The organism is Collinsella sp. HCP28S3_E12 (assembly GCF_052065595.1).
In the GTDB taxonomy this organism is placed as follows: Bacteria; Actinomycetota; Coriobacteriia; order Coriobacteriales; family Coriobacteriaceae; genus Collinsella.
In genome coordinates this window covers 63,114-87,674 of the sequence record NZ_JBQHTS010000001.1, presented here as the reverse complement: position 1 = coordinate 87,674, position 24,561 = coordinate 63,114, and the positions used below count along the sequence as shown (strand labels likewise).

Here is a 24,561-nt window from a genome sequence, read left to right as displayed (position 1 = left end):
GACGTTCCTAAACTGCCGGTAGAAAAGGAACGTCCCTAACTGCCGAACAAAAAACGGGCGAGGATCATGGGACCCTCGCCCGTTTTTGTTTTGGGCAATGTTTCGGCTGCGCCGCTACTTGCTGGCGGCCGCCTTCTTTGTGGTCGTCTTTTTCGCGGCAGCCTTCTTGGCAGTCGTCTTTTTCGCCGTGGTCTTCTTCGCCGTACTCGCCTTGGTCGTCGTCTTGCGGCCGCGGGCGGGCTTCTTCTCCTTGGTCGGGCAGTCCATGTTGACGCAGATGCGCCACGGACCGCGCGCCGTGTTGACCACCACGATGGGAGCGCCGCACTCGGGACAGGTCTCGCCCGTCGCCTCGAGTTTGCCACGCGCCGGCAGCGGATAGCTCACGCCGCAATCGTCATAGTTGGTGCAGCGGATAAAGCGCTTGCCGCTCTTCTCGCTCTTGTGCGCAATCAGATCGCCATGGCGTCCGGCCTCGGCGCACACCTTGCACTCGCCCACCTTAAGGTCGGGCTCGTAATTGGTGGGACACGTGGGGTTCACGCAGATCTCGAAAGCCTTCTGGCGGAACGGCTGGCACTTAATGCGCGGTGCGCCGCATTCGGGACACACGGCAGCCTCGCCCTCGAGCGGGCTCACCTTGACGCCGCTCGGCACCGGATAGGTCACGTCGCAGTCGGGCCAGCCCATGCAGCCGATAAAGCTACCGCGGGTCTTGGCGCTCGTCTTCATAACCAGATCCTTGCCGCACTTGGGGCAGGCGCCCACGCGCGCATCGGCCGTGACGGCATCGCTGATGGCGTCGCCCAGCTCCTGCGTATGCTTGAGCAGCTCATCGAGCACGCCGGCCAGCAGCGCGCGCGAGTGCGTCACGACATGCTCTTCGGTATCTTCGCCGCGCTCCACGCGGGTCATGTCGCCGTCGAGCTCGCTGGTCATATCGGGGCTCGTGATGCGCGGGGCAAACTGCGACAGTGCATCGATGATGGCGATACCCAGCTGACTCGGCTCCACGGGATCGTTTTTGAGGTAGCGCACGGCGTACAGGCGCTCGATGATGCTCGCGCGCGTGGACTTGGTGCCCAGGCCGCGCTTTTCCATCTCCTGCACGAGCTTGCCCTGGCTGTAGCGCGCGGGCGGCTCGGTCTGTTTGGCCTCGAGCTTAATGTCGAATACGTCGACCATGTCGCCCTGCTCCAGCGGCGGCATCTGCTCGTCGCGCTTGAGTCCGTACGGGTATGCCTCGCGGAAACCCGGGGTCACGAGCACATCGCCCGAAGCCACGAACGGCTCGCCGTTCACGTCGAGCTCGAGCTTGGTGTTCTCGATGGTGGCGGGGCCCATAAGCGTCGCCAGGAAGCGACGAGCGATGAGGTCGTAGAGCTTGCGCTGGCCACCGTCGAGCGTGGACGGATCGCCCTCGCCCGTGGGGTAGATAGGCGGGTGGTCGGTGGTCTCGACCTTGCCGCGCGTGGGCTTCATGGGACCGGCGAGCACCTTTTTGCATACGGGCGCCAGCGCCGGGTTGATCTTTGCCAGGTCACTCACCACGGCGCCCAGATCGAGCGTCGCGGGGTACACGGTGTTGTCGACACGCGGATAGCTGATGAGGCCCGCCATGTAGAGGGACTCGGCGATGCGCATGGTGCGTGCGGGCGAGATGCCCTCGGCCGCAGCGGCAGCCTGCAGCGAGGTGGTCGCAAACGGCGTGGGCGGCTGCTGCTTGCGCGAGCGCTTGGTCACCGCGGCAACGGTTGCCGTCGCAACGCCGTCGACATGGCCGTACGCCGTCTCGGCAGCATCCTTGTCGGTAAAGCGCGCCGTCTTGTGCGCGATCTTAAAGCGGTCCTCCTCGGCAGCAGCCTGCGCGGCAGCCATGCCGCGAATCTGCCAGTAGTCCTCGGGCACAAACGCCATGCGCTCGCGCTCGCGCTCGACCACCAAGGCGAGCGTCGGGGTCTGCACGCGGCCGGCAGAACGCACGTTGCCAAAGCCGCCAAACTTGGCGAGCGTCAGGTAGCGCGTGAGCACCGCACCCCAAATGAGGTCGATGTGCTGACGACTCTCGCCGGCATCGGCCAGGTTCTGGTCGAGCGAGACGAGGTTATCAAAGGCCTGCGTGATCTCGGCCTTGGTAAACGAAGAATACTGGGCGCGGGCAACCGGCAAGTCGGGCGCAACCTCGCGCACCTTGTTGAGGGCGTCCGAACCAATCAGCTCGCCCTCGCGATCGAAGTCCGTGGCGATGATGACGCTGTCGGACTTCTTGGCAAGGTTCTTGAGCGAGCGAATGAGTTCTTTCTCGGCCGGCAGCTTGATAACGGGCGCCCAGGTAAGGTAGGGCAGGCTCTCGAGCTTCCAGCCTTTGATGGAGATACCGTCGGCAAGGAACGGTTTGCGCTTGGTGTCATAGGGCGGGCGCGCCAGGCCATCGGGTATGTCGGCCGGCAGCATCTCGCCGTCCTCGGTGACCGAGTACCAACCCAGCTTTTTATCGAACAGCACGCTGTCGCAAAAATCGGGCGCAAGGATGTGACCGGCAAGGCCGATTGTCACGCACTCCTCGCCCTTCCACTCAAAACGGTAGATGGGGGTGTTGTACACCTTGTCCTTTTTGGGCTTGCCCGTGGAAAGACGCTCGGCAATCTGACGCGCGGCGTCGTTTTTCTCGGCGATGATGAGCTTCAAAAGAGGCTCCTATCTCGTGTGTCTGCGGCTGCGCCCGCACGTACGACGGCCGACTTACGCCCTTGTTTGTTCGATCTGCCCGATGAGCCAATCGCACCAGGCATCCATGCCCTCGCCCTTGCGTGCGCTCACGGCAAACCGCGGCGCCTGCGGATTGAGGTCATCGAGTGTCTTAGTATACCTATCCATGTCAAAATCGAAAGCCGGGGCCACATCGACCTTGTTGAGCAGCTGTGCGCCAGCGTGCTGGAAGATGCCCGGGTACTTAATGGGCTTGTCGTCGCCCTCGGGCACCGAGAGAATCATGATGGACAGGTTCTCGCCCAGGTCAAAGTCGACCGGACAGACCAGATTGCCCACGTTTTCGATAAAGATAACATCGATGTTTTGAAGGCCCACTGCCTGGTCAAACGCATCAACGGCCTCCATGATCATGTTGCCCTCGAGGTGGCACAGACCGCCCGTGTTGATCTGAATGGCGGGCATGCCGGCTTCCTTCATGGTGATGGCGTCGACATCCGAGGCGATATCGCCCTCGATGACGGCACAGCGCAGGCCGGCTTTGTCGCGCAGGCGCTCGTTGGTGCCCAGAATCGTGGTGGTCTTACCAGAGCCGGGACTCGACAGCACATTGATCACATAGGTGCCTGTCTCTTTGAATCGCTGACGCAGCTGATCTGCCAGGCGCTCATTGCGCGACAGAATCGGCGATGCGATATCAATAGTTTTCTCGGCCATACTCGGCACTCCTTACTTCTACCATTTATACCCCGTCCCCAAATGGCAGGCTGGTTAATTGTCGGGGGTTTCAATCTCGATGCTGGCGATGTCGAGCTCGCGGCCGTGCAGCAGGCGCACGTTGGTGCCGCCACACTGAGGACAGCGGCAATGGAAGCGGTCGTGTTCAAAGACCTCGCGGCAGTCCAGGCACTCGCTTTGTGGATGGACTTCCTCCACGGCAAGCTCGCAGCCGCGCGTGAGCATGTCCTCGTCGCGAAACGTCTCCCACGCAAAGTCGAGCGCCTCACGCACAACTTCGGTCATATCCCCAATGCGCAGCGTTACCAAAACAGCGCGCGAGGCCCCCGCCCCACGCGCCGCGCGAATCACTGTATCGAGTATGCCGTTGACAATGCCAACCTCGTGCATACGGATTTACTCCTCGTCGTCCTCGTCGTCGTTCGAGAACAGATCCAGACGGCTCACAAACAAGCCTTCCTTGCCATCGCGCGCGGTAATGACCACGCGGGCGATGGCGAGCGAAATCTCGTAGAGCGAGAGCAGGGCACCATACATGAGACCCAGCGTAACGGGCGAGCCGTCGGGCGTAATCACAGCCGAGCCCGCAAGCAGGCCAACGTATACGTAACGCCAGGCACCGCGGAAGGCCGCATAGGACACGATATGGAAGACAGACAGGTAGAAGATGATGAGCGGCAGCTCAAACGCCACACCAAAGCCGATCATAAAGAGCAGCTCCATGTTGACGTAGTTCTCCAGATCGGGCAGCGCCGTAGCGACGGCCGAGGTTTCGCCGATGAGCCACTCAAAGCCCGCAGGGATGATGATGAAGTAGCAAAAGATTGCGCCCAGGAAGAACAGCACCGTCGAGGCGAGCACCGTGGGCACAACCCACTTGCGCTCGTTGGGGCGAAGCGCCGGCAGGAAAAACGCCAGAATCTGCCAAATGATCATAGGCGTGCACATGACAACGGCCATCTTGAGGGCCAGCGAAAAGCGCAGACCAAAGCCGCCGAGCGTGGTGGTGATGTAGAACTTACCGTCCGGCACAAAGGAGCGGATGGGGTCTTCCAGGATGTCGAGCACCACGGGCGTGGCGAAATACAGCACGATGGCGGCGGCAAAGACTGACACGACCACGATGGTCAGGCGGCGACGGAGCTCACCCAGATGATCGAAGAGCGGCATGCGCGCGGGTCCGATAGGCATTACTCATCGCCTCCCTTCGGGGCATGGGCGGCAGCGGCGTCGTCCTCGGCCTCGAGCTCGCGAGCGAGCTGGTCGACGACGGCCTTGCGCTTGCGGGGACGACGGGCGTAGAGGTCAGCCGTCGTGGGCTCTGCCGGCTCGGGCTCGGGCTCCGGCTCTGCAGCAGGCTCGGGCTCGACGGCGGCAGCAGCAGACTCGGGGCCCTCAGCCTCACCAGCAGCACCTTCGTCCTCGGCAGCACCCTCACTCGCGGCCTTCTCGGCGGCAAGGCGGGCACGGCGCTCGGCAAAGGTCTCCTTCTTTGCGGGCGCGGCCGTCTCGACGGCATCCTCGTCCGCATCGGAATCATCATCGACGGCAGCCTTCTTGGGCTTGACCGGAGCCGAAGCGGCCTCGCTTACCGGATCGATAATCTCGGACTGAACAACAGCCGTCATCTTTTCCTGCGTCTCGCGGAACTGACGGATGGCACGGCCGATCGTGCGGCCCATCTGCGGGAGCTTATCCGGGCCAAACAGCAAAAAGCCGAAGACCACGATGATCGCGAGCTCACCCTCTCCAATACCAAACACACATACCTCCAAGGCTCGATGTGAGTCGAGCCCGCACCGCGCCATTCGGCCGGAACTCGTCTATTCATTCGGTCAAGTATAGCGCCCGGACGTCAAAACATCCGAGCGCATCACAAACATATACCAAACGGCACGCCCTTTTTGGGGCAGGGCTTATGCCGCCGTAATTGAAATCTCCTGGTCGACACCCAGCAACTGAACCACGCGCATCACCGGGGGCTGCACGTTGACGCAGCCAAACCGCTTGTCGTGATCGGCTGCGTGGTGCGCGGCGCCCACAAGTACGCCAATACCTGTCGAGTCGATATAGCTCACCTGGGCAAAGTCGAGCTCAACGGCCTCGGTGGGCTGCTCGAGCGCCAAGTCGATGGCGTTACGCAAGCTGTCGGCGTTAGAGATATCAATCTCACCGGTCACCCTGATGGTGTAGAGCTCCGGCGTGGGGTTGGTGGAAATACCCAAATCCATATATACGCTCCTTTGCGTATCGAGAGTGCGGATGGTACTGGACGCGTATTTGCGGGGCCCTACGCGTTAGGCGCGCTCGGCACGAGCAAGCTCGGCAGCGACGAGCTTGACGGCCAGCACCAGCACGTCGAGTGCGGCCTCCAGGTCCTCGACCGTGGGATAACTCGGCGCGATGCGGATGTTGGTGTCGCGCGGATCCTTGCCATAAGGCCAGGTGGCACCTGCCGGCGTGAGCTTGACACCCAGGTCGGCGCAAAGCGCGGCGACCTTTTGGGCCGAGCCCTCGGGGCCATCAAAGCTCACAAAGTAGCCGCCGCGGGGATGCGTCCAAGTAGCGCAACCCGTATCGCCCAGGCCCTCAGTGAGCTTGCGCTCGACGGCCTCAAAGCGCGGACGCAAGAACTCGGCATGCTTTTTCATGTGCTCCTTGACCGCCTCGATGGTGGGAAGGAAGCGCACGTGGCGTAGCTGGTTGAGCTTGTCGGCGCTGATAAGACCGGCCTTCAGGCGCTTGGAGAACTCCGCGATGACCGCGGGACTCGCACCGATAAAGCCGATGCCCGCGCCCGGGAAGGTGATCTTGGACGTCGAGGCGAATGCCACCACGCGGTCCTCGGTACCCGCCGCGCGGGCAAGATCGAAGATGTTGGCGAGCTCGTCGGTCTCGTCGTACAGGTCGTGCACGCAGTAGGCGTTGTCCCAAAAGATGCGAAAATCGGGCGCGGCCGTGGGCATCTCGACCAAGCGGCGCACGGTGTCCTCGCTAAAGGTGATGCCCGTGGGGTTGGAATACTTGGGCACGCACCAGATGCCCTTGATGGAGTCGTCGGCGGCAACCAGGCGCTCTACCTCGTCCATGTCGGGGCCGCTGCCGGTCATCGCGACGGGGACGTTCTCGATACCCAGGTCGGCGGTGATGCCAAAATGACGGTCGTAGCCAGGAACCGGGCACAGGAACTTGACCTTCTTACCGTCGTGCGCGGCCTCATAAGCCTCCCAAGGCTCGTTGCCGCACGAGCCGCAGCGCCAGAACATACCGGCGATATCGTGCTCGATCAAAAGGCTCGACGAACCCAGTACGAGCGTCTGATCGGCGGGGCAACCCAGGAACTCCCCCGCCAGCTTGCGTGCCGAGGGGATGCCCTCAAAGCAGCCGTAGTTGGAGCAGTCGACGTTACCGTCGTGCAGATCGGCGTCGGCATTGAGGATATCGAGCATGGGGCGCGAGATGTCCACCTGGGAGGGCGACGGCTTGCCGCGCGCCATGTCGAGCGCCAGGCCCTTGGCCTTGACCTCGGCAACCTCGGCTTTGAGCGCCTCGATGGCGGCATCGAGTTCGGTGGTTTCCATCTTCTGGTAGATCGTCTGCATGGGTGCGACCTTTCGCAAAGCGGGACGTTGCAGTTTGTCTAAGTATAGACCGCTACCGCCGCAACGGTATGAAGCCGTGATAGATTAAGTCCATCGCAATGAATTACGATATCCACCGTATGACCCGTATAGCCGCATGGCACATCCAAGGAGGCAGTATGGAATACGGCTCTTTTCAAGCCGAGGAGTTCGGAGACCTGCAGCGTCTGGTCGACGGCTTGTTTTATGACCGTAAGGCCATTGACCGCCTGGATCTAATCGTTCAGGCGGAGATCTTGGACCTGGCGCCCGATCTCATGGAAATCGTGAATCTTTTGCCGCCCGGCCACTACGACCGCCAATCGCTTTGCGACCAGCTTAACTCGGCCCTTGCCGCCCACGGCTGGGGCGCCGTCTACGGCACCGTGGAATAAAAATGGCAAATAAATGAAATGCCGTTTGTGACAGTGCTCACAAACGGCATTTTTTCACACGAGGGCATCCGGGGCATGTCCGGCCCCGGTTTTCGCGCTCCTACTCGTCCTTGGGCGAAGGGTGCTTGCAGACCACGCTCATGTAGATCATGCCCAGCACGGCCGCGGTAACAGAGCCGGCAAGAATGGCGGCCTTGGCGGCCAGAACCTCGAACTGGGCCGTCGGGAAGGCGAGGCCGCTGATGAGGATCGACATGGTAAAGCCGATGCCACCCAAAATGCCCACGCCGGCGATCATGTGCCAGTTAACGTTATGAGGCAGCTCGCAAGCCTTAAGCTTGACCAGGGCAAACGTCACGCCAAAGATACCGATCGGCTTACCCAGCAGCATGCCAAAGTACACGCCGAGGGTCACCGGGTCGGTAAGCAGCACGCTCATGTCCACGCCCACCAGGCGAACCTGCGCGTTGACAAACGCAAAGATCGGCAGGATCACAAAGTTGACCGGCGTGGAGATCAGGCGCTCCATGCGGATGAGCGGCGGGGTCACACGGTGCATGACACGCTCGACCTTGGTGGTCGAAAGGGTAAAGTCGTGCTGGCCCAGGATGTGCGCCTCGTCGTCGTAACGGTCGTCGAGCAACGGCAGGTACTCGCCTAGCCAATCGGTAAGGCTATCGAGCTTAACACCGCACTTGGCCGGGATGGTGAAGGCCAGGATGACACCGGCAAGCGTGGCGTGCACGCCGCTCTTAAACATGCAAAACCACAGCAGCAGACCAAGCACCGAGTACGGGGCAAGGCGATAATGCTGAGTCTTGTTGAGCCACACAAGTGCGCAGGTCACAACTGCAGCGGCACCCAGCCAAAACGGACTGGGGCTCTGGCCGTAGAAAATGGCGATGGCGGCGATGGAGATGAGGTCGTCGGCGATGGCGAGCGTCGAGAAGAACACGCGCACGCCGTTGGGCACGCGATTGCCCAAAAGCGACAGCACGCCCAGCGCAAAGGCAATATCGGTTGCCATGGGGATGGCCCAACCGTTGCGGGCGCCGGCATGGTTAAAGATCAGGTAGATGCAGGCGGGAACGACGACGCCGCCCACGGCTGCCAGCATGGGAAGCATGGCCTGACGCGGATTCTTGAGCTCGCCGACCGTCATCTCGTACTTAAGCTCAATGCCCACCAACAAAAAGAAGATCGCCATGAGAAAGTCGTTGACGAAAAGCTCGACGGTAAGGCCAGCCGTAAGGTTGCCCAGACCCACATACAGCGGGGTCTCCAAAAAGTGATGGATAGCCTCGTAGACATCGGTGTTGGCGCAGATAACGGCGGCGATGGCGGCGATGACCATGACGGCGGCGGAAATCGTGCCGTTCTCGGCGATGCGCTCCCAGATGTCATGACGTTCAAAGCGCTTGCGCTCACGAACGTTGAACAGCTGCTCAGTTGCTGCCATGGGCGGCTCCTTTCACGGGAAAGCTCCCGTCTTAAAAAAGCACGGCCCGCCCAAGTGGCGGCACCGCGCTCCAACGTATTACGCTTGCATCTAGCCTACCCTGCACGACAAGCACGCAGGCGTGGCCGAAAAGCGGAACCACAGGTTGAACATTATTTGCCCAACGGTACGGGCGCCCCTGTCCAATAGGGGACGCGGTCCCGCGAACAAAAAACGACCGGAGCGCGGGGCGTCCGCGGTCCGGTCGTAGCAGGCTACAAAACCTAGCAGGCGGCCATGATGGGGGCAGCGACCTGCTTCTTACGGGAGAGGACGCCCGGCATCCAGACGCCGTCGTGCTCGTCGGCAATGCCCAGGCCCTTCTGAGCGGCCTCGGTCTCGCCCTCGAGCAGGACCTGCGAGCCCTCCTCCATGATGTCGGTGATGCACAGGACGATGCCGTCGGCACCCTTCTCGGCGGCGTAGGCGCGCATGGCCTCGCGGATCTCGTCGATCATGCCGAGCGCACGGCTCTTGTCGACGGTCTCGTACTGGCCGATGAGCAGCTTCTTGCCGGCGGGCTCGAACATCTTGATGTCGTTGCCGACCATCTCGGCTGCGGTGAAGGAGCCGGACGGACGGGTGAGGAAGACCTCCATGCCAAACTTGACCGGGTCGACACCCACCTGCTCGCCGAGCTTGGCGGCGACGGCGCGGTCGACATCGGTGGTGGTGGGGCTCTTGAGCATGAGCGTGTCGGTCATCATGGCCGAGAGCAGCAGCTTGGCCTGAACGTCGGAAAGCTCAACGCCGAGCACGCCGGCGAGCTTAGTGACGATGGTGCAGCTGGAACCCCAGGGCAGGCAGATGTAGTGCAGCGGGCCGGCGGTCTCAAAGTCGCCGATGCGGTGATGGTCAACGACGCCAAAGACCGTGGCGTCCTTAAGGCCGGCGACGGACTGGGCGGACTCGTTATGGTCGGTGAGAACGACAAGCTGGCCGGCCTCGACGGACTCAATCATGCGGGGCTCGGCAATGCCGGCGTCTGCGAGCAGCTTGGCGGACTCTGCCGGAAGCTGACCAAGAGCGCAGACCTCATAGGTGTTGCCGGCATACTCAACCTGGTTGAGCAGCTGAGACAGAACGACGGCGCTCATGATGGCGTCGTTATCGGGGTTCTGGTGACCAAAGACAAGAACGTTTGCCATGGGTATCCTCCACTTGGTATGTGTACTTAGACGTAGCTATGGTAGCACGCTGGCAGCTGGCCTTTGGGGACAGAAGGGCCACGGCATATTTTGTGGCAGGTATGGGGGCCAAGGCTGTCCCTTTTGCACCATGTTGGTGCAAAGTAACCTGGCCCCCTTGCACCAGCTATTTACCGGCAGCGCGCAGGGCTACGTAGGCAGAACCGATGATGCCGGCGTCGTTTCCGAGCGAGGCAACCTTAATGGGCGTCTCGCGCGAGGCGGAAAGCGCGTAGCGCTGGAAGTACTCGCGAACCTTATCGAGGTAGACATCGGCCGAGGCGGAGGCGCCGCCGCCGATCAGGAACATCTCGGGATCGACCACGTTGGCAATAAGCGCCAGGGCGCGGCCGAGATAGTCGGCCATGGTATCGGCCGCGGCCAGCGCGAGCTTATCACCCTCGCGGCAGGCTTGGAACACGTCCTTGGAATCGGAGGGGCCGGTGAGCTCGATGGGCTCGACGCCCGCCTTCTTGCACTCGGCAAGGTAGTTGTTCACCACGCCGGTGGCGCTGGAATACTGCTCCAGGTGGCCATGGCCGCCGCAGCCGCAAGTGCGCTCCTCAGCCGGATTCAGGCACATATGGCCAATCTCGCCGCCGGCGCCCACAACACCCGACACCACATCGCCGTTGACGATAACGCCGCCGCCCACGCCGGTACCGATGGTGACCATCACCACATTCTGCACGTCCTTGGCAGAACCGAGCCAAGCCTCGCCCATGGCAGCGGCGTTGGCATCGTTCTCGTACTTAACGACCGCATCGGGGCAGTGCTCCTGAATGGCGATCTTCAACTCGGGCAGGTTAATGGCAATGTTGGCCTTGACCTTGGCATCGCCCGCTGCCGGAATGGGGCACGGAACAGCAAGGCCAATGCCCGCCACAAAGGCGCGCGGAATCTGTGCCTTGGCGACCACCTGGTCGATAGCCTCGGTCACCGCGGCAAAGCCCGCAGCGTCAACGATGGGAGGCGTGGGCACGCTGACCTTCGCAAGCAGGTTGCCATCCCCATCGAACAGGCCCTCCTTAACCGAAGTGCCGCCGACGTCGATGCCGATGTAGTACTGCTTAGGTTCCATAGGGGCCCGCCTTTCTCATTTAAACATTGTCTGTATGGTACCGCTCCCAAGGCAAAAACCTACCAAAAAGGGACAGGTTTGTTTTGGTAGGTTTTATCTGAGGAAATGCAGAATACAGGATTCGGTTCGCTGGGTGCTAAATCGGTTCGGCCCCGTCCTCGGACCGATTAGATTTCTCAACACGACATTATTCGAATGTATATTTATTTAGAGCGCTTTTATTTTTAGCGCAAAGCGACTTTTAGTAATATATCTATCGAACTTTTCAATGACTCAATAGGGATACTTAGGTGTTGAGTATACTTTCTTTTATACTCGATCAAGTTGGAAAGGAGGTTCCATGATTCCCAAATACGAGGCGATAGCTGCAGATATTCGTCGAAGTATTGAGGATGGCGCTCTTAAACCAGGCGACAAGCTTCCCACCGTCGTTGAGTTCTGCGAACTCTATAGCGTTTCCAAAATCACTGTCAAACGAGCTATCGAGCAAATCACCGAGGAAGGTCTTGTTACCAGCCGTCGTGGATCGGGTACCTACGTTAAGGACACGGCGGGGCTTCCCGGCCAAGCGTTTTTCCAGGGCAAAAACGACCGTGCCCAGGGCTTTTCGTATGAGCACCGCGGGGAGAAGGTGACCTCGGTAGTCTACGACTTCTCGATTGTTAATCCACCAGCGGACATCGCAGCCCAGCTGGGAATTGCCGAGGATGACTTTGCCTATCACATCGTGCGCGTGCGTCAGGCCGATGAGAAGCCCATCGTTATCGAGTACACCTACATGCCCCTCGAGCTGATTCCGGGCCTTAAAAAGAAGGACCTGTACGGATCGGTCTACCGCTTTGTCCGCGAGCAATGTGGGTTGAAGATCTCGAGCTTCCACCGTACCATTCGCGCCGTGGCAGCAACCGAGGAAGAAGCCGAGCGCCTGGACACCAAACCTGGCTCTCCCCTGCTCGAGCTCAACCAGATTGGCTTTTTGGACAGCGGCGCGGCCTTTGAGTATTCGGTCTCGCGCAACGTTGGCGACCGCTTTGAGTTGCACAACGTAACGTTGGCATAGGTTTTTGTAGTCATGCGGGCGCTCGTTTTGAGCTGTTTGTGCAACGCCCGCGCAACACAATGGGGTATGAATATGTCCGATTTGATTAAACTGACGCCGATCTTCCACGAGAAGATCTGGGGCGGCCGCCAGCTCGAAACCGTATTTGGCTACGACATTCCCGATGGACCCATCGGTGAGTGTTGGGCCATCTCGGCCCACCCCAACGGCGACTGCCAGATTGCGGAGGGCCCGTATGCCGGCCACACGCTGTCGTGGCTGTGGGCCGAGCACCGCGAGCTCTTTGGCAGGTGCGAGGGCAAGGAGTTCCCGCTGCTCGTTAAGATTCTGGACGCCAAGGACGACCTTTCGATCCAGATTCATCCCAACGACGAGTACGCCGCCAAGCACGAGAACGGCAGCCTGGGCAAAACCGAGTGCTGGTATGTGCTGGACTGCGAGCCCGGCGCCACGATCATCGTCGGCCAGCGCGCGCATGACCGCGCCGAGGCCGCACAGATGATCGAGGGGGGCCGTTGGGACGACATGCTCAACGTGCTGCCGATCCACAAGGGCGACTTTTTCCAGATTGATTCCGGTACCGTGCACGCCATCAAGACCGGCACGCTCATTTTGGAGACGCAGCAGTCAAGCGACGTGACGTATCGCCTGTACGACTACGACCGTCCCGGCACCGATGGCAAGCTGCGTCCGCTGCACATTGAGCAGAGCCTCGATTGCATCGATTTTGACGCTCAGGCTCCGACCGACGGCACGATAACCGCGCCCGAGGTGGACGGCGTGACCGAGCTCGAGTCTAACTCCTGTTACACCGTCGATCGCGTACGCGTCGACGGCAGCAAGACCTTGGAGCAGCGCTGGCCCTTCATGTGCCTGTCGGTCATCAACGGCAAAGGCACCGTCTGCGGCGACCCCGTCCACAAGGGAAGCCACCTGCTGGCACCCAGCACCGTCAGCTCCATCGACCTCGAAGGCCAGATGGAACTGATCGTCTCGCACCTGTAAGTTACCGGTCCCCGAGCGCTCGCCGGGATGGGGCGCGGGCTTTGGTCGCCTGCTCGGACAGTCCTGCTCGCACGGAGAGCACATTAAGTGCTCTCCGGCTCGTGCGGAACTCGCGATCGACCAAACCCCGCGCCCCATCCCGGCGAGCCTCTGGCTAGTAACGACAATCAAAAAGCAACAAGGGGCTCTTCCGTTCATCAACGGAGGAGCCCCCGCTATACATAACGACTCAAGGTGCCTATAGGTAGACCTTTTCGAGAAACGATAACGTGTCCTGAAGCCGCGCCCTTTCCTTACGGTTGGTCTGCCGATTTACATACGAAGCAAAGTCCGTAAGAAAATCCTCCGCATCAACCCTCATTTGCCCCGTTAGCTCCAAACGCGCCGAAGGCGACAATAAGTCAGCAAGTCGAGCAACATCCGAACGGTGCTTCCGCCGATCAATGTTGTTGCAACGACGTCCCTCTTCATAACTTCTGTTGATATCAATGTGCGCACGCATCTTGAGGGGAATGATATGGAGTGCATCGAGCAACGTAATGCCTTCTACGTTCGTTGCGTTGTCGCGAATATATTCGTAGTAGCCATCGTCGAGGATAATTGCCGAGAGACTTGATACGGCCCCGTCAAAGGAAAGAGGTGCCACTTCGCTCGTTTCATCTTCGAGCACAAAATCAGGATGTCGGGCAAATAGCTCAATTTGACCGGGATAGTCTAGGGCCCGCTTCGATCCTTTGGGCAAGCAGAACCGATAGTAAGTGCACTTTCCATCGCCGACCTTTCCAATCTCGTATCCAGCTGCTTTGATAAATGCCCACAATGCAGTGGCAAATTCAACGCCTTCCCCATCAGCAATTACGACGACATCCAAGTCTTCGGTAGCCCTGAATGAATCACCTTCGCTGTCAAATAGAACGCTGCAGGCCCCTCCACCAATAAGGACGTAACCACCTTTGCAGCTGCTCATGGCGTCGGCAAATCGCTCTATCCCCCTCACTTTTGGCATATCGTCCTCCTGAGCTGTTCGACCGCATCGAGCAGACGGTCATCTTTGTAATCCTCTTTTGCGCAGGCAACGTATAAGGAGAACGGGTCGACACATTGCAAACCTGTCGTGTCAAAACTAACATCGGACGGCTCGTCCACGGGATACGACCAGACCTCAATCTCGATAGCAGCCGGTTCGTACCACTGGGCCTCCAGCCATCTGTCACCCATGTGCTCTTTTAGGTCCTCTAGCTGATTCTTTTCGAGAGCAATGGTTGGAGCAGATTCTTTATGAGCAAGGTCAGACATATAGCTAAGGGCAGACATACCGGAAAGCAGCGCGTCAACGGCACGTAGCTCTGTTCTCTCGATAACCTTCTTGAGCCGGATTCGCTCTAAAACTGGTGTGCGAAGATAGTCCTCAAACCCATCCAGCAGCGTCTCGGTCGACAACCCGGCATCGCACAATATACGCTTTTTGCCGTCCCGCATAATCAACCCAGGAGCTATAGCGGCGATTTCCGAAAGATAGCCGCTGACGCTTGCCGCGCTTTTGCCACACAGACGCGCTAGGTCGCCGGCGGAGCAGTCAACCCATCGTCCCGCGATGAGATTTAGGACGATTCGTTGAGATTGGGGCGAAAGCGGAGCAGCGGGAGAAGCACCCAGCACCTCACCGGAAATAACGGCTCCGATAAACGGCAGAAACGCATTTCGCTCATCTCGGATATATGCGATCCCCTCCGAAGAAAGCGCGCGCATAAAGCCTAAATCCATAGCGTTCCAGCAAATTGCCACCGGGCGAGCATCTATCTTGCGCACTGCATTGGCGAGATTTCGCGCCGAAATGACACTGGGCGGTTCTTTTGGTTCCGCAACAATAAAACGGCCTTGCTCAGACATGCCGAGCCGTGCTAAGCGAAGCGAATAGCGCTCGAGATACATGCGAGGAATCTGTATCTCAACTGGCTCCGGGTCGATGGCGAGCTCTAAAGAGAAGAGTCTTTTAGGGAGACAATTTAGCAGCATGTCCACTCACCATTTTCATTTCAGTTACATTTTAGTATCTATCTAAAATTATACTGAATCGTATAAAACGCTCAATCCCCAAAGTCATAAGAAACAATCCGAAACGTAATAAGGGGCTCTCCCGACCATGTACGGAAGAGCCCCTACTCGTATCTATCTATCAGCCCACCCGGCTCTCCAGATCAAAAAGCGAACAAGCAGAGCGAGGTTCGAAAGCTGCAGGCTAAAACGTCACAAGGAAGAGGGCGCGTCGAGGGCTTTGGTCGATCGCGAGTTCCGCACGAGCCGGAGAGCACTTAATGTGCTCTCCGTGCGAGCAGGACTGTCCGAGCAGGCGACCAAAGCCCCCGGCGCGCCCGGCCAACCTCGCAGTTAGGCATTCAGCTTAACAATCGGAGCGAAGCCTTTCATTAGCTTTTTGGTCTGGCCGGTCTTTTCGAATTGGACCTCGATCATGTCTCCAGCGACCGAGATCACGGTACCCGTGCCAAAGGTCTTATGACTCACGGTATCGCCCGCGGCAAAGTCCTGCGACGCGCTGGCGCGATCGACCTTGCGCTCCACTGTCGGGGACACCTTGGACGACGGCTTTTTGGCTCGCGGTGCGCCCGAGCCAAAGGTCGAGGCAACGCGACCGGCGTCGGGCGAGACCCCACGATGGCGCTCGGTCCCGTAGCTGCTGCCGCCAAAGAAATCGTCGAAGCTCGATCCGCCGCGCGAACCGGAACCGCCGGTCGAGCGCGTATGCGAACCAAACACCTTGCCGCCATACATATCCGAACCCATGCCCGAGCCAAAGGTGCCGCGACGGTCGCCGCGCTTCTCCCAGCCCGTGCCCTCAAAACCGGCAGAACCGATACCGCTAAACTCGATATCCTCAAACGGAATCTCGTTGAGAAAGCGCGAACGCGGGTTGGCGGAGGTCGAACCGTAGGTGCGACGCGTGGCCGCATAGGTCAAGAACAGGCGCTTGCGGGCACGCGTGATGGCGACGTAGGCCAGGCGACGCTCCTCCTCGAGCTTGCCCGGATCATCGCTGCCGCCAAAGTCGTGCACGTGCGGAAAGATACCCTCCTCCATGCCGGCCACGAACACCGCCGGAAACTCCAGGCCCTTGGCGGAGTGGATGGTCATCATGGTAATGGCATGCGTCTCGCCGGCCAGGGAATCCAAGTCGGAGCGCAAGGCCAGCCACTCCATGAGTGCCGGCAGCGCCTTACAGGTGAGCGGACCGTAGGTACGCTCGATCTCGCCGGCATGCACGGCACCCGCCGACAGCTCCGTCGGCGCGGCATACGCGTTGCCTGCGATGGCGGCTGCCAGGGCATCCTGCGGAGACAGCGCCGGAGCGGCCAAGCCATCGAGCGGATTGGAGCCCGCGGCGTCACGGGCGCCGACGAGCGCCTCAAACGAGGATGCCGGGACAGATGGCCCCGGTTCGGGCGCAGACACGCTCACCACGACGGGCTCGGGCTCGGCGCCGGCAGGCACGTCGGCAACACCGGCTGCGCGCAGCTCTTCTAGGCTCTCGAGCGTACCCTCGATATCCTCGTGCGTCTCCTCAAATTCCGCCGCAACGCCCAGAAATTCCTGGATGTTCTCGGCGCGGCTCTCAGATTCCATGGTGCCCTCGACGCGAAACGCCTGCAGAAGGCCCGTCTTATCGACGATCATCTCGACAACGTCCTTGAGCTCGCCGTCCATGCGGCGGCCCTCGCGCACCAGTGAGACAAAGCTCGACAGGCCGTTGCGCACCCTGGCGCTAAACATGCCGGTTTCGGCGCACGCGATCTCGCAAGCCTGGAAGAACGAGCAACGGTTGTCGCGTGCCAGCTGCTCGATCTTTTGGATTGAGGTGGAGCCAATGCCGCGGCGCGGTGTGTTGATGACGCGCTTGACGCTCATCTCGTCGGCCGGGTTCACGATCATCTTGAGGTAGGCCATGACGTCGCGAATCTCGGCACGGTCGAAGAATCGAGTGCCGCCCACGATCTTGTAGGGCACGCCCGCGCGCAGAAACATATCTTCGAGAATACGCGACTGGGCGTTGGTGCGATAAAACACGGCGATGTCGTCGTAGCTCGTGCCTTTGGCATGCAGTTTCTCGATCTCACCGGCAATCCAGCGGCCCTCGTCGCGCTCGTCGCTCGCCTGGAAGGCCTGAATCTTCTCGCCATCGCCCTCGGCCGTAAACAGGCGCTTGTCCTTGCGCTGCGAGTTGTGGCGCACCACGGCGTTGGCGGCGTTTAGGATATGGCCCGTAGAGCGGTAGTTCTGCTCGAGCTTAACGGTCTTGCAGTTTTTAAAGTCCTGCTCAAAGTCCAAGATGTTGGTGATGTCGGCGCCACGCCAGCTGTAAATGGACTGGTCATCGTCGCCCACAACCATGAGGTTTTGGTACTTGGCGGCCAGAAGGTTGGCGATTTCGTACTGGACGTGGTTGGTGTCCTGATACTCGTCGACGCTAATGTAGCGGAAGCGCTCCTGGTACTTGTCGAGCACCTCGGGGCGGGTGCGCAGCAGTTCGAGTGTGCGCACGAGCAAATCGTCGAAGTCCATCGCGTTGGCGGCGCGCAGGCGGCGCTCCAGCTCCAGGTAGACCTGCGCGGCCTTTTTGTCGTTGGGGCTATCGGCGGATTTGAGCATGTCCTCGGGGCCGATCATGGCGTTTTTGGCCGAACTGATCTTGCTGCGAATCATGTTGATGGGGAACTGCTTTTGCTCGATGCCGAGCGCCTGCATAATGTCACGCACCATGCGCTTTGAGTCATCGTCATCGTAGATGGTGAACTGACCGGTGTAACCCAGCAGGTCGGCGTCCTCGCGCAGCATGCGCACGCACATGGCGTGGAAGGTGCACACCCACATGCCGCGGGTACCACTGGGAATGAGCGCCGTCAGACGCTCGCGCATCTCGGCCGCGGCTTTGTTGGTAAACGTGATGGCAAGAACCTGCCAAGGCTTAACACCCAGGTCGCCGAGCATATGCGCGATGCGGAAGGTCAGGACGCGGGTCTTGCCCGAGCCTGCGCCGGCGAGGACCAGCAACGGGCCCTCGGTGGTCAGGACGGCCTCGCGCTGGGCAGGATTAAGGCTGTCAATGTCGACGAGCGGCTTGACGGGCTTGGGTGCCGGCGCGGGAGCGTCGTAGATGTCGAGCGGAACGAGCTCGGGCTCCGGCGCAGCGGGGGCGATGTATGCATCGAGCGGCACGGGTTCCGGCGCGGGCGGCACGGGTACCGCGGCGTTCTTTTCCCAGGGCAAGGGCTGGGTCATGGGCGACTCCTCATCTGACGGACGGCGCGCCTGCGGGCGGCGCCATAGTTTGAGCCGTACCAGTATACCGAGCCGCGCGGACACCGACGCAAATCACACCACGACTCCGTGCGCCGCGCTCTGGCCGCCGCGCAGCGTCAACCAAGTTACAGGCCGAGCATAGGCTCCAGAACAAAGAAGTACGCGAGCACCACGATGCCCAGAATAATGCGGTAGACGCCAAAGCACTTAAAGTCGTGACGGCGAACGAAGCCCATGAGCCACTTGATGGCAATAAGCGAAACCACAAAGGCCACGACGCAGCCCACGCCCAGAATGGCAATCTCGTTGGTGCCAAACGTACCGCCCTTAACGAAGTACTTGACCAGCTTGAGCGCGCTCGCGCCAAACATAACGGGAATGGCCAGGAAAAACGTGAACTTGGACGCCACCGAGCGCGTGCAGCCCAGCAGCAGGCCGCCGATAATGGTGGAGCCGGAACGTGATGTGCCCGGAATCAGCGAAAGCACCTGGAAGCAACCGATACCCAATGCGGTCTTCCAGCTCAGGTCCTCGAGCGTGGCGATGGATCCAAAATCCAAATCCTCGTCATCGTCATTGTCTTCGGCAATATCCGCCGCAGGCGCCGCGAAGTGTGCACCGGCGGGACGCCCGCCCACCACCACAGCACGCGAACCAAACGAATCGGCAAGAGCGGCGTTCTCGCGCTTACTCGCACGCCAGTTCTCAATCACGATAAACAACACGCCGTACACGATGAGCGCCAGCGCCACGACGGGAGCGTTATAGAAATGCTCCTCCATCCAGTCGTTGAGCGGCAGACCGATCGCCGCGGCGGGAATACAGCCAAGCACAATCTTGCCCCACAGCACCCAGGTGTCGCGACGACCCTCCTTGCCCTTGCTGGGCGAGAACGGATTTAAGTCGTAGAAGAACAGAACGCAAACGGCCAAAATGGCGCCAAGCTGAATCACGACCAGGAACATATTCCAGAATGTCTCGCTCACATTCATCTTGACGAACTCGTCCACCAAGATCATGTGGCCCGTCGACGAAACGGGCAGCCATTCGGTGATGCCCTCGACCAGGCCCATGAAGGCAGATTTTAGAAGCTCGATGATATCCAAAGGGACCCCCTCGTTTGTCACCCGCCGATAGTTGTTCTGCGGACGGTTGCGGGCGATGTCCCATTATCAACCGTTCGGCCGCGGCCGCGCCCACCCTTACCAAAAATCTCGCCCGTTCACAGAATTGCGAGCGGTCAAACCGAAATCCTTGGGTATAACTGCAACAAGCTAAAGTGTCCGGCGGCCAACACGTCGTCCGATGCACGAGCCCGCGCCCGTGCGATAGACCAAGGAGGAAACCATGAACGAGGGCTATACCAAGGTATTTGTTTCACTCGACGGTACTGAGCAGCAGGATTTTGTGCTCACACGCGCTATCAAGGTCGCCGCAAACAATGGCGCCAAGCTGATCATCGGTCACGTCATCGATTCCACGGCGCTCGAGAGCGCCGGTTCCTATCCGGTCGATCTGGTCAACGGCCTGGAGGAGGCCTTTAAGAACTCCATCGCCAAGCAGCTCGAAGAGGCCAAGGCTAATCCCAACATTCCCGAGGTCGAAGTCATGATTCGCGCCGGCCGTATTCGCGAGACGCTCAAGGACGAGATGCTCGACGTGGTCAAGCCCGATCTGGTGCTCTGCGGCGCTCGTGGCCTTTCCTCGATCAAGTATGCGCTCCTGGGTTCGATTTCGACATTCCTGCTGCGCAACACCGACTGCGACATTCTGGTCGTGAAGTAGGTTCCTTCCCGCCGGCGCAAGGCCTGCGGGGTTATCACGCCGACGTCCTCGCCGCTTCGCGGCTGCGGGATGTCGGCTTAGATAACCCCTCCCGGCCTTGCGCCTTCGTCACCGTACTTCAGCGAGTTAGCTGAATAGAGAGATGGCGTGCCGCCCTGGTTGGGCGGCACATTTTTTTGGGTGATTTTTTAGAGCCTCATAGCCATGTTCACGTTCGGGAACATAGCCATCCGCACCACAAGACGGCCCGACTACTCGAAGTATTGAAACTTGTTGGTCGAGAAAGCGAATGTTACGACAAAGCCTTCGCCGGAGTCGGATGCCGCGGCAACGTCGATGCCCATCTTGGAACACAGGCGCGCCACCAGGTAGAGGCCGATGCCCGTTGCGCGCTTGGTGGTGCGGCCGTTATCGCCGGTAAAGCCCTTCTCGAACACGCGCGGCAGGTCAGCCGCGCTCACGCCGCAGCCGTTGTCCGCGACGGTAAGCTCGATGCGCTCGCTTGCCAGGCCCTCGTCCAGCAACGCACCCGAAAACACAATCTTCGCGCCGTCCTCACGCGCATATTTAATGCTGTTCTGAATGAGCTGGCCCAGAATAAACTCGAGCCATTTCTCGTCGGTGAACACCTCAAAGTCGAGGTTCTCGCACACCGGAGCCACGTGCGCCGCAATGAGCTCGCGCGCGTTGGCTTTAATCGCGCCCGTCACCAAGCTCTTGAGACCCCAGCGGCGAATTAGGTAGTCGCGCTCTACGACTTCCGAGCGCGCATAGTACAGCGCCTGATCGATATAGCGCTCCACGCGAGCCAGCTCGCGACCCAGGTCATCCACGCGCGACAGGTCGTCTTCGCTGCCGTCCAGGTTTTCCAAAATCAGATGAGCCGCCGCCAGGGGCAGCTTGGCCTCGTGGACCCAGCTCTCGATATAGTCGCGGTAGTCATCGGTCTGGCGCCGACCTTCCGCCACCTCGTCGCAAGCGGCTTTGCCCACCCGGCGCAAGACCTCATATTCGAGCTCGCCCTCGGCATAGGTCGGGCATTGCACCATCTCCTGCACCCATGCGGGGCTCCCCAGCTCCTCTGCCGCGCGCTCCAGCTGGCACAGAAAACGACGACGGCGCACGTACTCGATCACGATGCCCAGCATGCCAAAGATAAAGGACACACCGACCGCCACGACCACGATGGATGCCGGGGCGCCGGCGACCGTCAGTACAAAACAGCTCAGCAGCACGCCGCAGGTCCACACGGCAACGGGAAGCAGTGCATCTTTAAAGAACTTGGCAAACGACATAACCGGCCCCTAGACCGAATAGCCTTGGCCGCGATGCGTCGTCAAATACCCCTTGATGCCGATTTTTTCGAGCGTGGTGCGCAGGCGGTTGATATTGACGGTGAGCGTATTGTCGTCCACGAAGGCGTCGGAGTCCCACAGGTCCTGCATGATAGCCGAGCGCGAGACGATCTTGCCCGCGCGGCCCAAGAGCAGCGAGAGGATACGCAGCTCGTTTTTGGTGAGCTCGGTACTGTCGCCGGTTGCCGTATTGGTGACCATGGAGCGGGCGAGGTCGAGCTCCAGCCCCTTGTGGACGAGCGTGCTGCGATCGCCCGCCGCCGCGGTGCGGCGCAGCAACGCATTGATGTGCGCCACGAGCACACGGGCGCTGTAAGGCTTGGGAACAAAGTCGTCCGCGCCAAGCGTCATGGCCATGACCTCGTCGATCTCGGTCGTGCGCGACGTGAGGACGATGATAGGAACCTCGGATTCGCGGCGAACCTCGTGGCAGATATGTTGGCCGTCCTTGACGGGAAGCGTGAGGTCGAGCAACACCAGGTCGGGCGCGGCGGCAAGGATATCGCGCGAGACATGCTCAAACGATTCGCAGGCCTCGATTTCAAACCCGGCGCGGGCAAGGATGTCGACAAGCTCACGACGAATGCGCTCGTCGTCCTCAACGACATAGATCAGCGCCATGTGTCCTCCCATTTCGCGCAACTTGCACCTTCCACACCATTATGCCCACGGCGTCGCAGCGATACGACCCCGTGGGCACCTAATGTGACAAAAGCGTTCGGTAGCCTTGAGAGAAAATGGGGGCCCTCGGTCCTAAACCGATCGGCCCCATCACTTCGACCTTGAGCCTCTACTCGAGCGTACGCATGTACGCAGAGATGGCATCCAGGCCCTTCTGCAGGTCGTCGGTGTTATCGGAGTATGCATAGCCGATACGCATGCTCTTGGGCTCCTCGAAGCAATCGCCCGGGGTGACGAGCGCGCCGGACTTCTTAATCATGTCGGTGCAGAACGTCCTGGAGTCGTTGTCGTAGTCGTAATACACAAGCGCGGTGCTACCCGCCTCGGGCTTGACGAACGACAGGTGCGGCTCGCTCTCGACCCACTTTTCCAGAACAGCAAGGTTCTGAAGGACGATGCGACGGCTGCGCTCAAGGATCACGGAAGCGTTACTCAGAATCAACTCCGCCACCGACTCGCTGAATATGCCTTTCTGGACGAAGCGGTCGCCCTGTTCGCATCGTTTGCAGAGCCCCTCGACCCGCGTACGTTTTTGCAAATCGAACGTCTTTGTTCAAAATCGACCCTCGCCGAATGCCACAACATGCTGGCACCCTATGACGGAGGTCTGCTATTCGTAGCGACAAGCGACTCGGAGCAGACGCTCGATGTGGAGCGAATCGCGCAGGCGCTCACGGAGCTCATCGAGGTTAGCGGTATCGATGGCGGAGCGGAAGGACTCGGCATCAGCGATATTCTGTTTGGAGACGAGGCGGTGGCGCAGGCGATCTCGCAGGCGATTTACGCACAGCGCCTATCTTGTCAACGAGCCGAGGGCCCCGTCCGCTATACGCAGCTCGGCATCCTGAGAACCGTGATGCCTTTTGCGGAAACCCCTGAGATGCGATCGTTCTCGGAGGCGATTCTCTCGCCGATACGCGAGCACGACAGCGAGCATGGCAGCGAACTGGAATCCACACTCGCCGCATTCATCGAGAACGACCGACGTATCGAGCGAACCGCCAGGCAGACGAGCCAGCACCCGAACACGATTCGGTATCGCCTCGATAAGGTGACAGCTCTCACCGGGCTGAGCTACAAATGCGCCCCAGAGATGGAGCAGCTGTCGCTCGCCTACGCCATCGAACGCGCTCGCTCGCTTCAGTAAGCCCACCCCGCCTTGAGGTTAGGAGCGGCGGGCACGGAGCTTTTCGTAGCCTTCGGCAAAGAAGGCAACCGTAGCGGCGTCGGACTCGGCGGCGTCCGTCTCGGCGGCAGGGACCACGCCGTGCTCGTCACTCACCAGGAACAGCGCGCCCTTGAGCTGCGCGGGAATGTCCACGCGCGTGACCGGGATGCCCTTGGTCTGGGCCAGCTGCTCGATAAGCGTCGCCGTGCCACACAGGCACTCGTCCGCCGGTGCCACAAAGACCAGCTCGCCGTTGTTGACGGCGGCGAGCAGCTCGGGCGCCACGCCGGTTTCGTCGGCCTCGGAGCGGGCCTCGGCGGAGCGGGCACGCAGCGCCTTGGCCGAAGTATCGGCCAGCGGCTCGTACTCCCCCACCGTCATGGCGGCATTGCCGTTAACGTCGATCACCAGCATGAGCACGCCGTCGCGCGCGGTGTAATCGCCCTCGGCAAGCGACCACTCAACGTGCTGCTTGGCCCAGCTGAGCATGTTATGGGTGAGCGGCTCGCCCTGCACCAGGCGCTCGGACAGCGCACGAATGTGGCGGTTGAGCATGGGCACCTTTTTGTTGGACATGCGCCAACGGCAGACAAGCGCGGGCTTGTCGAGCGTAAACTTCTCGACCGCCTCCTGATTGGCGCAAAAGTCCTCGTACGCACGCTGGTCCTCGGCATTGCCAAACAGCTCGGCATCATCCACAACGGCCATATCCAACCTTTCTCAAAAACATACACCGCACCGTTATACCCAAAAAAGCCGCCTGCACCAACCGGCACGGGCGGCAATAGATAGCTTTAGTTCGGGGCGAGCCAATACCGCTGGTGGAGCATAAGCCAGCGAGCCGGACCCAAGTGCCTCAGGTCGCCGCGAAAGAGGAGCGACGCGTACTTCTGTACGCGAGCGACGGTTTGAGCGGCGAGATGAGGTGCTTGGGGCCGGCGCAGCGTCGAGCAGTTACGCGGTTTG

The 24,561-nt window shown here is 60.3% G+C and carries 23 protein-coding genes; 5 read left to right on the top strand and 18 right to left on the bottom strand.

What is annotated here, in order from left to right:
• Positions 1–114 precede the first annotated feature (114 nt).
• The 7 genes from ACTNBY_RS00410 to ACTNBY_RS00380 all read right to left on the bottom strand — a co-directional run bounded on the left by ACTNBY_RS00410 (position 115) and on the right by ACTNBY_RS00380 (position 7,049).
• Positions 115–2,688, bottom strand: a complete 2,574-nt coding sequence (locus tag ACTNBY_RS00410; protein ID WP_441054150.1) for a DNA topoisomerase I — start codon at positions 2,686–2,688, stop codon at positions 115–117.
• A 54-nt stretch (positions 2,689–2,742) separates the two neighbouring features.
• Positions 2,743–3,426 (bottom strand): hydrogenase nickel incorporation protein HypB, encoded by a 684-nt coding sequence (gene hypB / locus ACTNBY_RS00405; RefSeq protein WP_152068470.1) that lies wholly within the window; start codon positions 3,424–3,426, stop codon positions 2,743–2,745.
• 54 nt (positions 3,427–3,480) lie between these two features.
• On the bottom strand, positions 3,481–3,837 hold the full coding sequence (gene hypA / locus ACTNBY_RS00400; protein ID WP_152068469.1) for a hydrogenase maturation nickel metallochaperone HypA: 357 nt from the start codon (positions 3,835–3,837) through the stop codon (positions 3,481–3,483).
• Positions 3,838–3,843: 6 nt separating this feature from the next.
• Complete coding sequence (gene tatC, locus ACTNBY_RS00395; protein WP_193221504.1) at positions 3,844–4,638, bottom strand: twin-arginine translocase subunit TatC; 795 nt, start codon at positions 4,636–4,638, stop codon at positions 3,844–3,846.
• The gene (locus tag ACTNBY_RS00390; RefSeq protein WP_427718929.1) at positions 4,638–5,210 is read right to left on the bottom strand and encodes a twin-arginine translocase TatA/TatE family subunit; all 573 of its coding nucleotides are present in this window, start codon (positions 5,208–5,210) and stop codon (positions 4,638–4,640) included. The genes tatC and ACTNBY_RS00390 overlap by 1 nt, the downstream gene beginning before the upstream one ends.
• Before the next feature lie 153 nt (positions 5,211–5,363).
• A complete protein-coding gene (locus ACTNBY_RS00385; protein WP_154515032.1) occupies positions 5,364–5,678 on the bottom strand; it encodes an STAS domain-containing protein in 315 nt (104 codons plus the stop codon).
• Between the two features lie 66 nt (positions 5,679–5,744).
• Positions 5,745–7,049: an aminotransferase class I/II-fold pyridoxal phosphate-dependent enzyme gene (locus tag ACTNBY_RS00380; protein ID WP_441062977.1), complete on the bottom strand. Its 1,305-nt coding sequence runs from the start codon at positions 7,047–7,049 to the stop codon at positions 5,745–5,747.
• A gap of 158 nt (positions 7,050–7,207) precedes the next feature.
• Between ACTNBY_RS00380 and ACTNBY_RS00375 the strand changes: the two genes are divergently transcribed.
• Positions 7,208–7,462, top strand: coding sequence for a hypothetical protein (locus ACTNBY_RS00375; protein WP_154515036.1), 255 nt, complete (start codon positions 7,208–7,210; stop codon positions 7,460–7,462).
• A gap of 100 nt (positions 7,463–7,562) precedes the next feature.
• On the opposite strand, the gene nhaA is transcribed toward ACTNBY_RS00375, so the two are convergent.
• From nhaA to ACTNBY_RS00360, 3 genes are all read right to left on the bottom strand, one after another.
• Positions 7,563–8,921: a Na+/H+ antiporter NhaA gene (nhaA, locus tag ACTNBY_RS00370; RefSeq protein WP_154515038.1), complete on the bottom strand. Its 1,359-nt coding sequence runs from the start codon at positions 8,919–8,921 to the stop codon at positions 7,563–7,565.
• 263 nt (positions 8,922–9,184) lie between these two features.
• On the bottom strand, positions 9,185–10,108 hold the full coding sequence (locus ACTNBY_RS00365; protein ID WP_154515040.1) for a manganese-dependent inorganic pyrophosphatase: 924 nt from the start codon (positions 10,106–10,108) through the stop codon (positions 9,185–9,187).
• A 166-nt stretch (positions 10,109–10,274) separates the two neighbouring features.
• The gene (locus ACTNBY_RS00360; RefSeq protein WP_441062976.1) at positions 10,275–11,228 is read right to left on the bottom strand and encodes an ROK family protein; all 954 of its coding nucleotides are present in this window, start codon (positions 11,226–11,228) and stop codon (positions 10,275–10,277) included.
• Positions 11,229–11,568: 340 nt separating this feature from the next.
• Here ACTNBY_RS00360 and ACTNBY_RS00355 point away from each other — a divergent pair, with 340 nt between their 5' ends.
• Positions 11,569–12,288, top strand: a complete 720-nt coding sequence (locus tag ACTNBY_RS00355; RefSeq protein ID WP_154515044.1) for a GntR family transcriptional regulator — start codon at positions 11,569–11,571, stop codon at positions 12,286–12,288.
• 72 nt (positions 12,289–12,360) lie between these two features.
• Positions 12,361–13,293: a type I phosphomannose isomerase catalytic subunit gene (locus tag ACTNBY_RS00350; protein ID WP_441062975.1), complete on the top strand. Its 933-nt coding sequence runs from the start codon at positions 12,361–12,363 to the stop codon at positions 13,291–13,293.
• Between the two features lie 238 nt (positions 13,294–13,531).
• Here ACTNBY_RS00350 and ACTNBY_RS00345 read toward each other — a convergent pair whose 3' ends face one another.
• The 4 genes from ACTNBY_RS00345 to ACTNBY_RS00330 all read right to left on the bottom strand — a co-directional run bounded on the left by ACTNBY_RS00345 (position 13,532) and on the right by ACTNBY_RS00330 (position 19,712).
• A complete protein-coding gene (locus tag ACTNBY_RS00345; protein ID WP_441062974.1) occupies positions 13,532–14,299 on the bottom strand; it encodes a hypothetical protein in 768 nt (255 codons plus the stop codon).
• Entirely contained in the window at positions 14,287–15,315 is a 1,029-nt protein-coding gene (locus tag ACTNBY_RS00340; RefSeq protein WP_441062973.1) for a hypothetical protein, read from the bottom strand. The genes ACTNBY_RS00345 and ACTNBY_RS00340 overlap by 13 nt, the downstream gene beginning before the upstream one ends.
• 366 nt (positions 15,316–15,681) lie before the next feature.
• Positions 15,682–18,585 carry an ATP-dependent helicase gene (locus ACTNBY_RS00335; RefSeq protein ID WP_441062972.1) on the bottom strand — a complete coding sequence of 968 codons (2,904 nt, stop codon included), beginning with the start codon at positions 18,583–18,585 and terminating at the stop codon, positions 15,682–15,684.
• A gap of 146 nt (positions 18,586–18,731) precedes the next feature.
• On the bottom strand, positions 18,732–19,712 hold the full coding sequence (locus ACTNBY_RS00330; protein WP_441062971.1) for an undecaprenyl-diphosphate phosphatase: 981 nt from the start codon (positions 19,710–19,712) through the stop codon (positions 18,732–18,734).
• A gap of 241 nt (positions 19,713–19,953) precedes the next feature.
• On the opposite strand from ACTNBY_RS00330, the gene ACTNBY_RS00325 reads away from it, so the two are divergent.
• Positions 19,954–20,391: a universal stress protein gene (locus ACTNBY_RS00325; RefSeq protein WP_154515052.1), complete on the top strand. Its 438-nt coding sequence runs from the start codon at positions 19,954–19,956 to the stop codon at positions 20,389–20,391.
• 251 nt (positions 20,392–20,642) lie between these two features.
• Here ACTNBY_RS00325 and ACTNBY_RS00320 read toward each other — a convergent pair whose 3' ends face one another.
• From ACTNBY_RS00320 to ACTNBY_RS00310, 3 genes are all read right to left on the bottom strand, one after another.
• Positions 20,643–21,686, bottom strand: coding sequence for a sensor histidine kinase (locus ACTNBY_RS00320; RefSeq protein WP_441062970.1), 1,044 nt, complete (start codon positions 21,684–21,686; stop codon positions 20,643–20,645).
• Between the two features lie 9 nt (positions 21,687–21,695).
• Entirely contained in the window at positions 21,696–22,367 is a 672-nt protein-coding gene (locus ACTNBY_RS00315; RefSeq protein ID WP_427728526.1) for a response regulator transcription factor, read from the bottom strand.
• Between the two features lie 169 nt (positions 22,368–22,536).
• Positions 22,537–22,869, bottom strand: a complete 333-nt coding sequence (locus ACTNBY_RS00310) for a hypothetical protein (RefSeq protein WP_441062969.1) — start codon at positions 22,867–22,869, stop codon at positions 22,537–22,539.
• Between the two features lie 141 nt (positions 22,870–23,010).
• Here ACTNBY_RS00310 and ACTNBY_RS00305 point away from each other — a divergent pair, with 141 nt between their 5' ends.
• Complete coding sequence (locus ACTNBY_RS00305) at positions 23,011–23,574, top strand: PucR family transcriptional regulator (protein ID WP_441062968.1); 564 nt, start codon at positions 23,011–23,013, stop codon at positions 23,572–23,574.
• 18 nt (positions 23,575–23,592) lie between these two features.
• On the opposite strand, the gene ACTNBY_RS00300 is transcribed toward ACTNBY_RS00305, so the two are convergent.
• Positions 23,593–24,303, bottom strand: coding sequence for a hypothetical protein (locus ACTNBY_RS00300; protein WP_441062967.1), 711 nt, complete (start codon positions 24,301–24,303; stop codon positions 23,593–23,595).
• Positions 24,304–24,561 lie beyond the last annotated feature (258 nt).

Bases quoted from the DNA above. Each gene is read 5' to 3' on its own strand.
- ACTNBY_RS00355 (WP_154515044.1), top strand. From the start codon at position 11,569: ATGATTCCCAAATACGAGGCGATAGCTGCAGATATTCGTCGAAGTATT.
- ACTNBY_RS00380 (WP_441062977.1), bottom strand. From the start codon at position 7,049: ATGCAGACGATCTACCAGAAGATGGAAACCACCGAACTCGATGCCGCC.
- ACTNBY_RS00360 (WP_441062976.1), bottom strand. From the start codon at position 11,228: ATGGAACCTAAGCAGTACTACATCGGCATCGACGTCGGCGGCACTTCG.
- ACTNBY_RS00305 (WP_441062968.1), top strand. From the start codon at position 23,011: ATGCTGGCACCCTATGACGGAGGTCTGCTATTCGTAGCGACAAGCGAC.
- nhaA (WP_154515038.1), bottom strand. From the start codon at position 8,921: ATGGCAGCAACTGAGCAGCTGTTCAACGTTCGTGAGCGCAAGCGCTTT.
- ACTNBY_RS00375 (WP_154515036.1), top strand. From the start codon at position 7,208: ATGGAATACGGCTCTTTTCAAGCCGAGGAGTTCGGAGACCTGCAGCGT.
- ACTNBY_RS00365 (WP_154515040.1), bottom strand. From the start codon at position 10,108: ATGGCAAACGTTCTTGTCTTTGGTCACCAGAACCCCGATAACGACGCC.
- ACTNBY_RS00300 (WP_441062967.1), bottom strand. From the start codon at position 24,303: ATGGCCGTTGTGGATGATGCCGAGCTGTTTGGCAATGCCGAGGACCAG.
- ACTNBY_RS00345 (WP_441062974.1), bottom strand. From the start codon at position 14,299: ATGCCAAAAGTGAGGGGGATAGAGCGATTTGCCGACGCCATGAGCAGC.
- ACTNBY_RS00315 (WP_427728526.1), bottom strand. From the start codon at position 22,367: ATGGCGCTGATCTATGTCGTTGAGGACGACGAGCGCATTCGTCGTGAG.
- hypA (WP_152068469.1), bottom strand. From the start codon at position 3,837: ATGCACGAGGTTGGCATTGTCAACGGCATACTCGATACAGTGATTCGC.
- ACTNBY_RS00385 (WP_154515032.1), bottom strand. From the start codon at position 5,678: ATGGATTTGGGTATTTCCACCAACCCCACGCCGGAGCTCTACACCATC.
- ACTNBY_RS00350 (WP_441062975.1), top strand. From the start codon at position 12,361: ATGTCCGATTTGATTAAACTGACGCCGATCTTCCACGAGAAGATCTGG.
- ACTNBY_RS00320 (WP_441062970.1), bottom strand. From the start codon at position 21,686: ATGTCGTTTGCCAAGTTCTTTAAAGATGCACTGCTTCCCGTTGCCGTG.
- tatC (WP_193221504.1), bottom strand. From the start codon at position 4,638: ATGCCTATCGGACCCGCGCGCATGCCGCTCTTCGATCATCTGGGTGAG.
- ACTNBY_RS00325 (WP_154515052.1), top strand. From the start codon at position 19,954: ATGAACGAGGGCTATACCAAGGTATTTGTTTCACTCGACGGTACTGAG.
- ACTNBY_RS00335 (WP_441062972.1), bottom strand. From the start codon at position 18,585: ATGACCCAGCCCTTGCCCTGGGAAAAGAACGCCGCGGTACCCGTGCCG.
- hypB (WP_152068470.1), bottom strand. From the start codon at position 3,426: ATGGCCGAGAAAACTATTGATATCGCATCGCCGATTCTGTCGCGCAAT.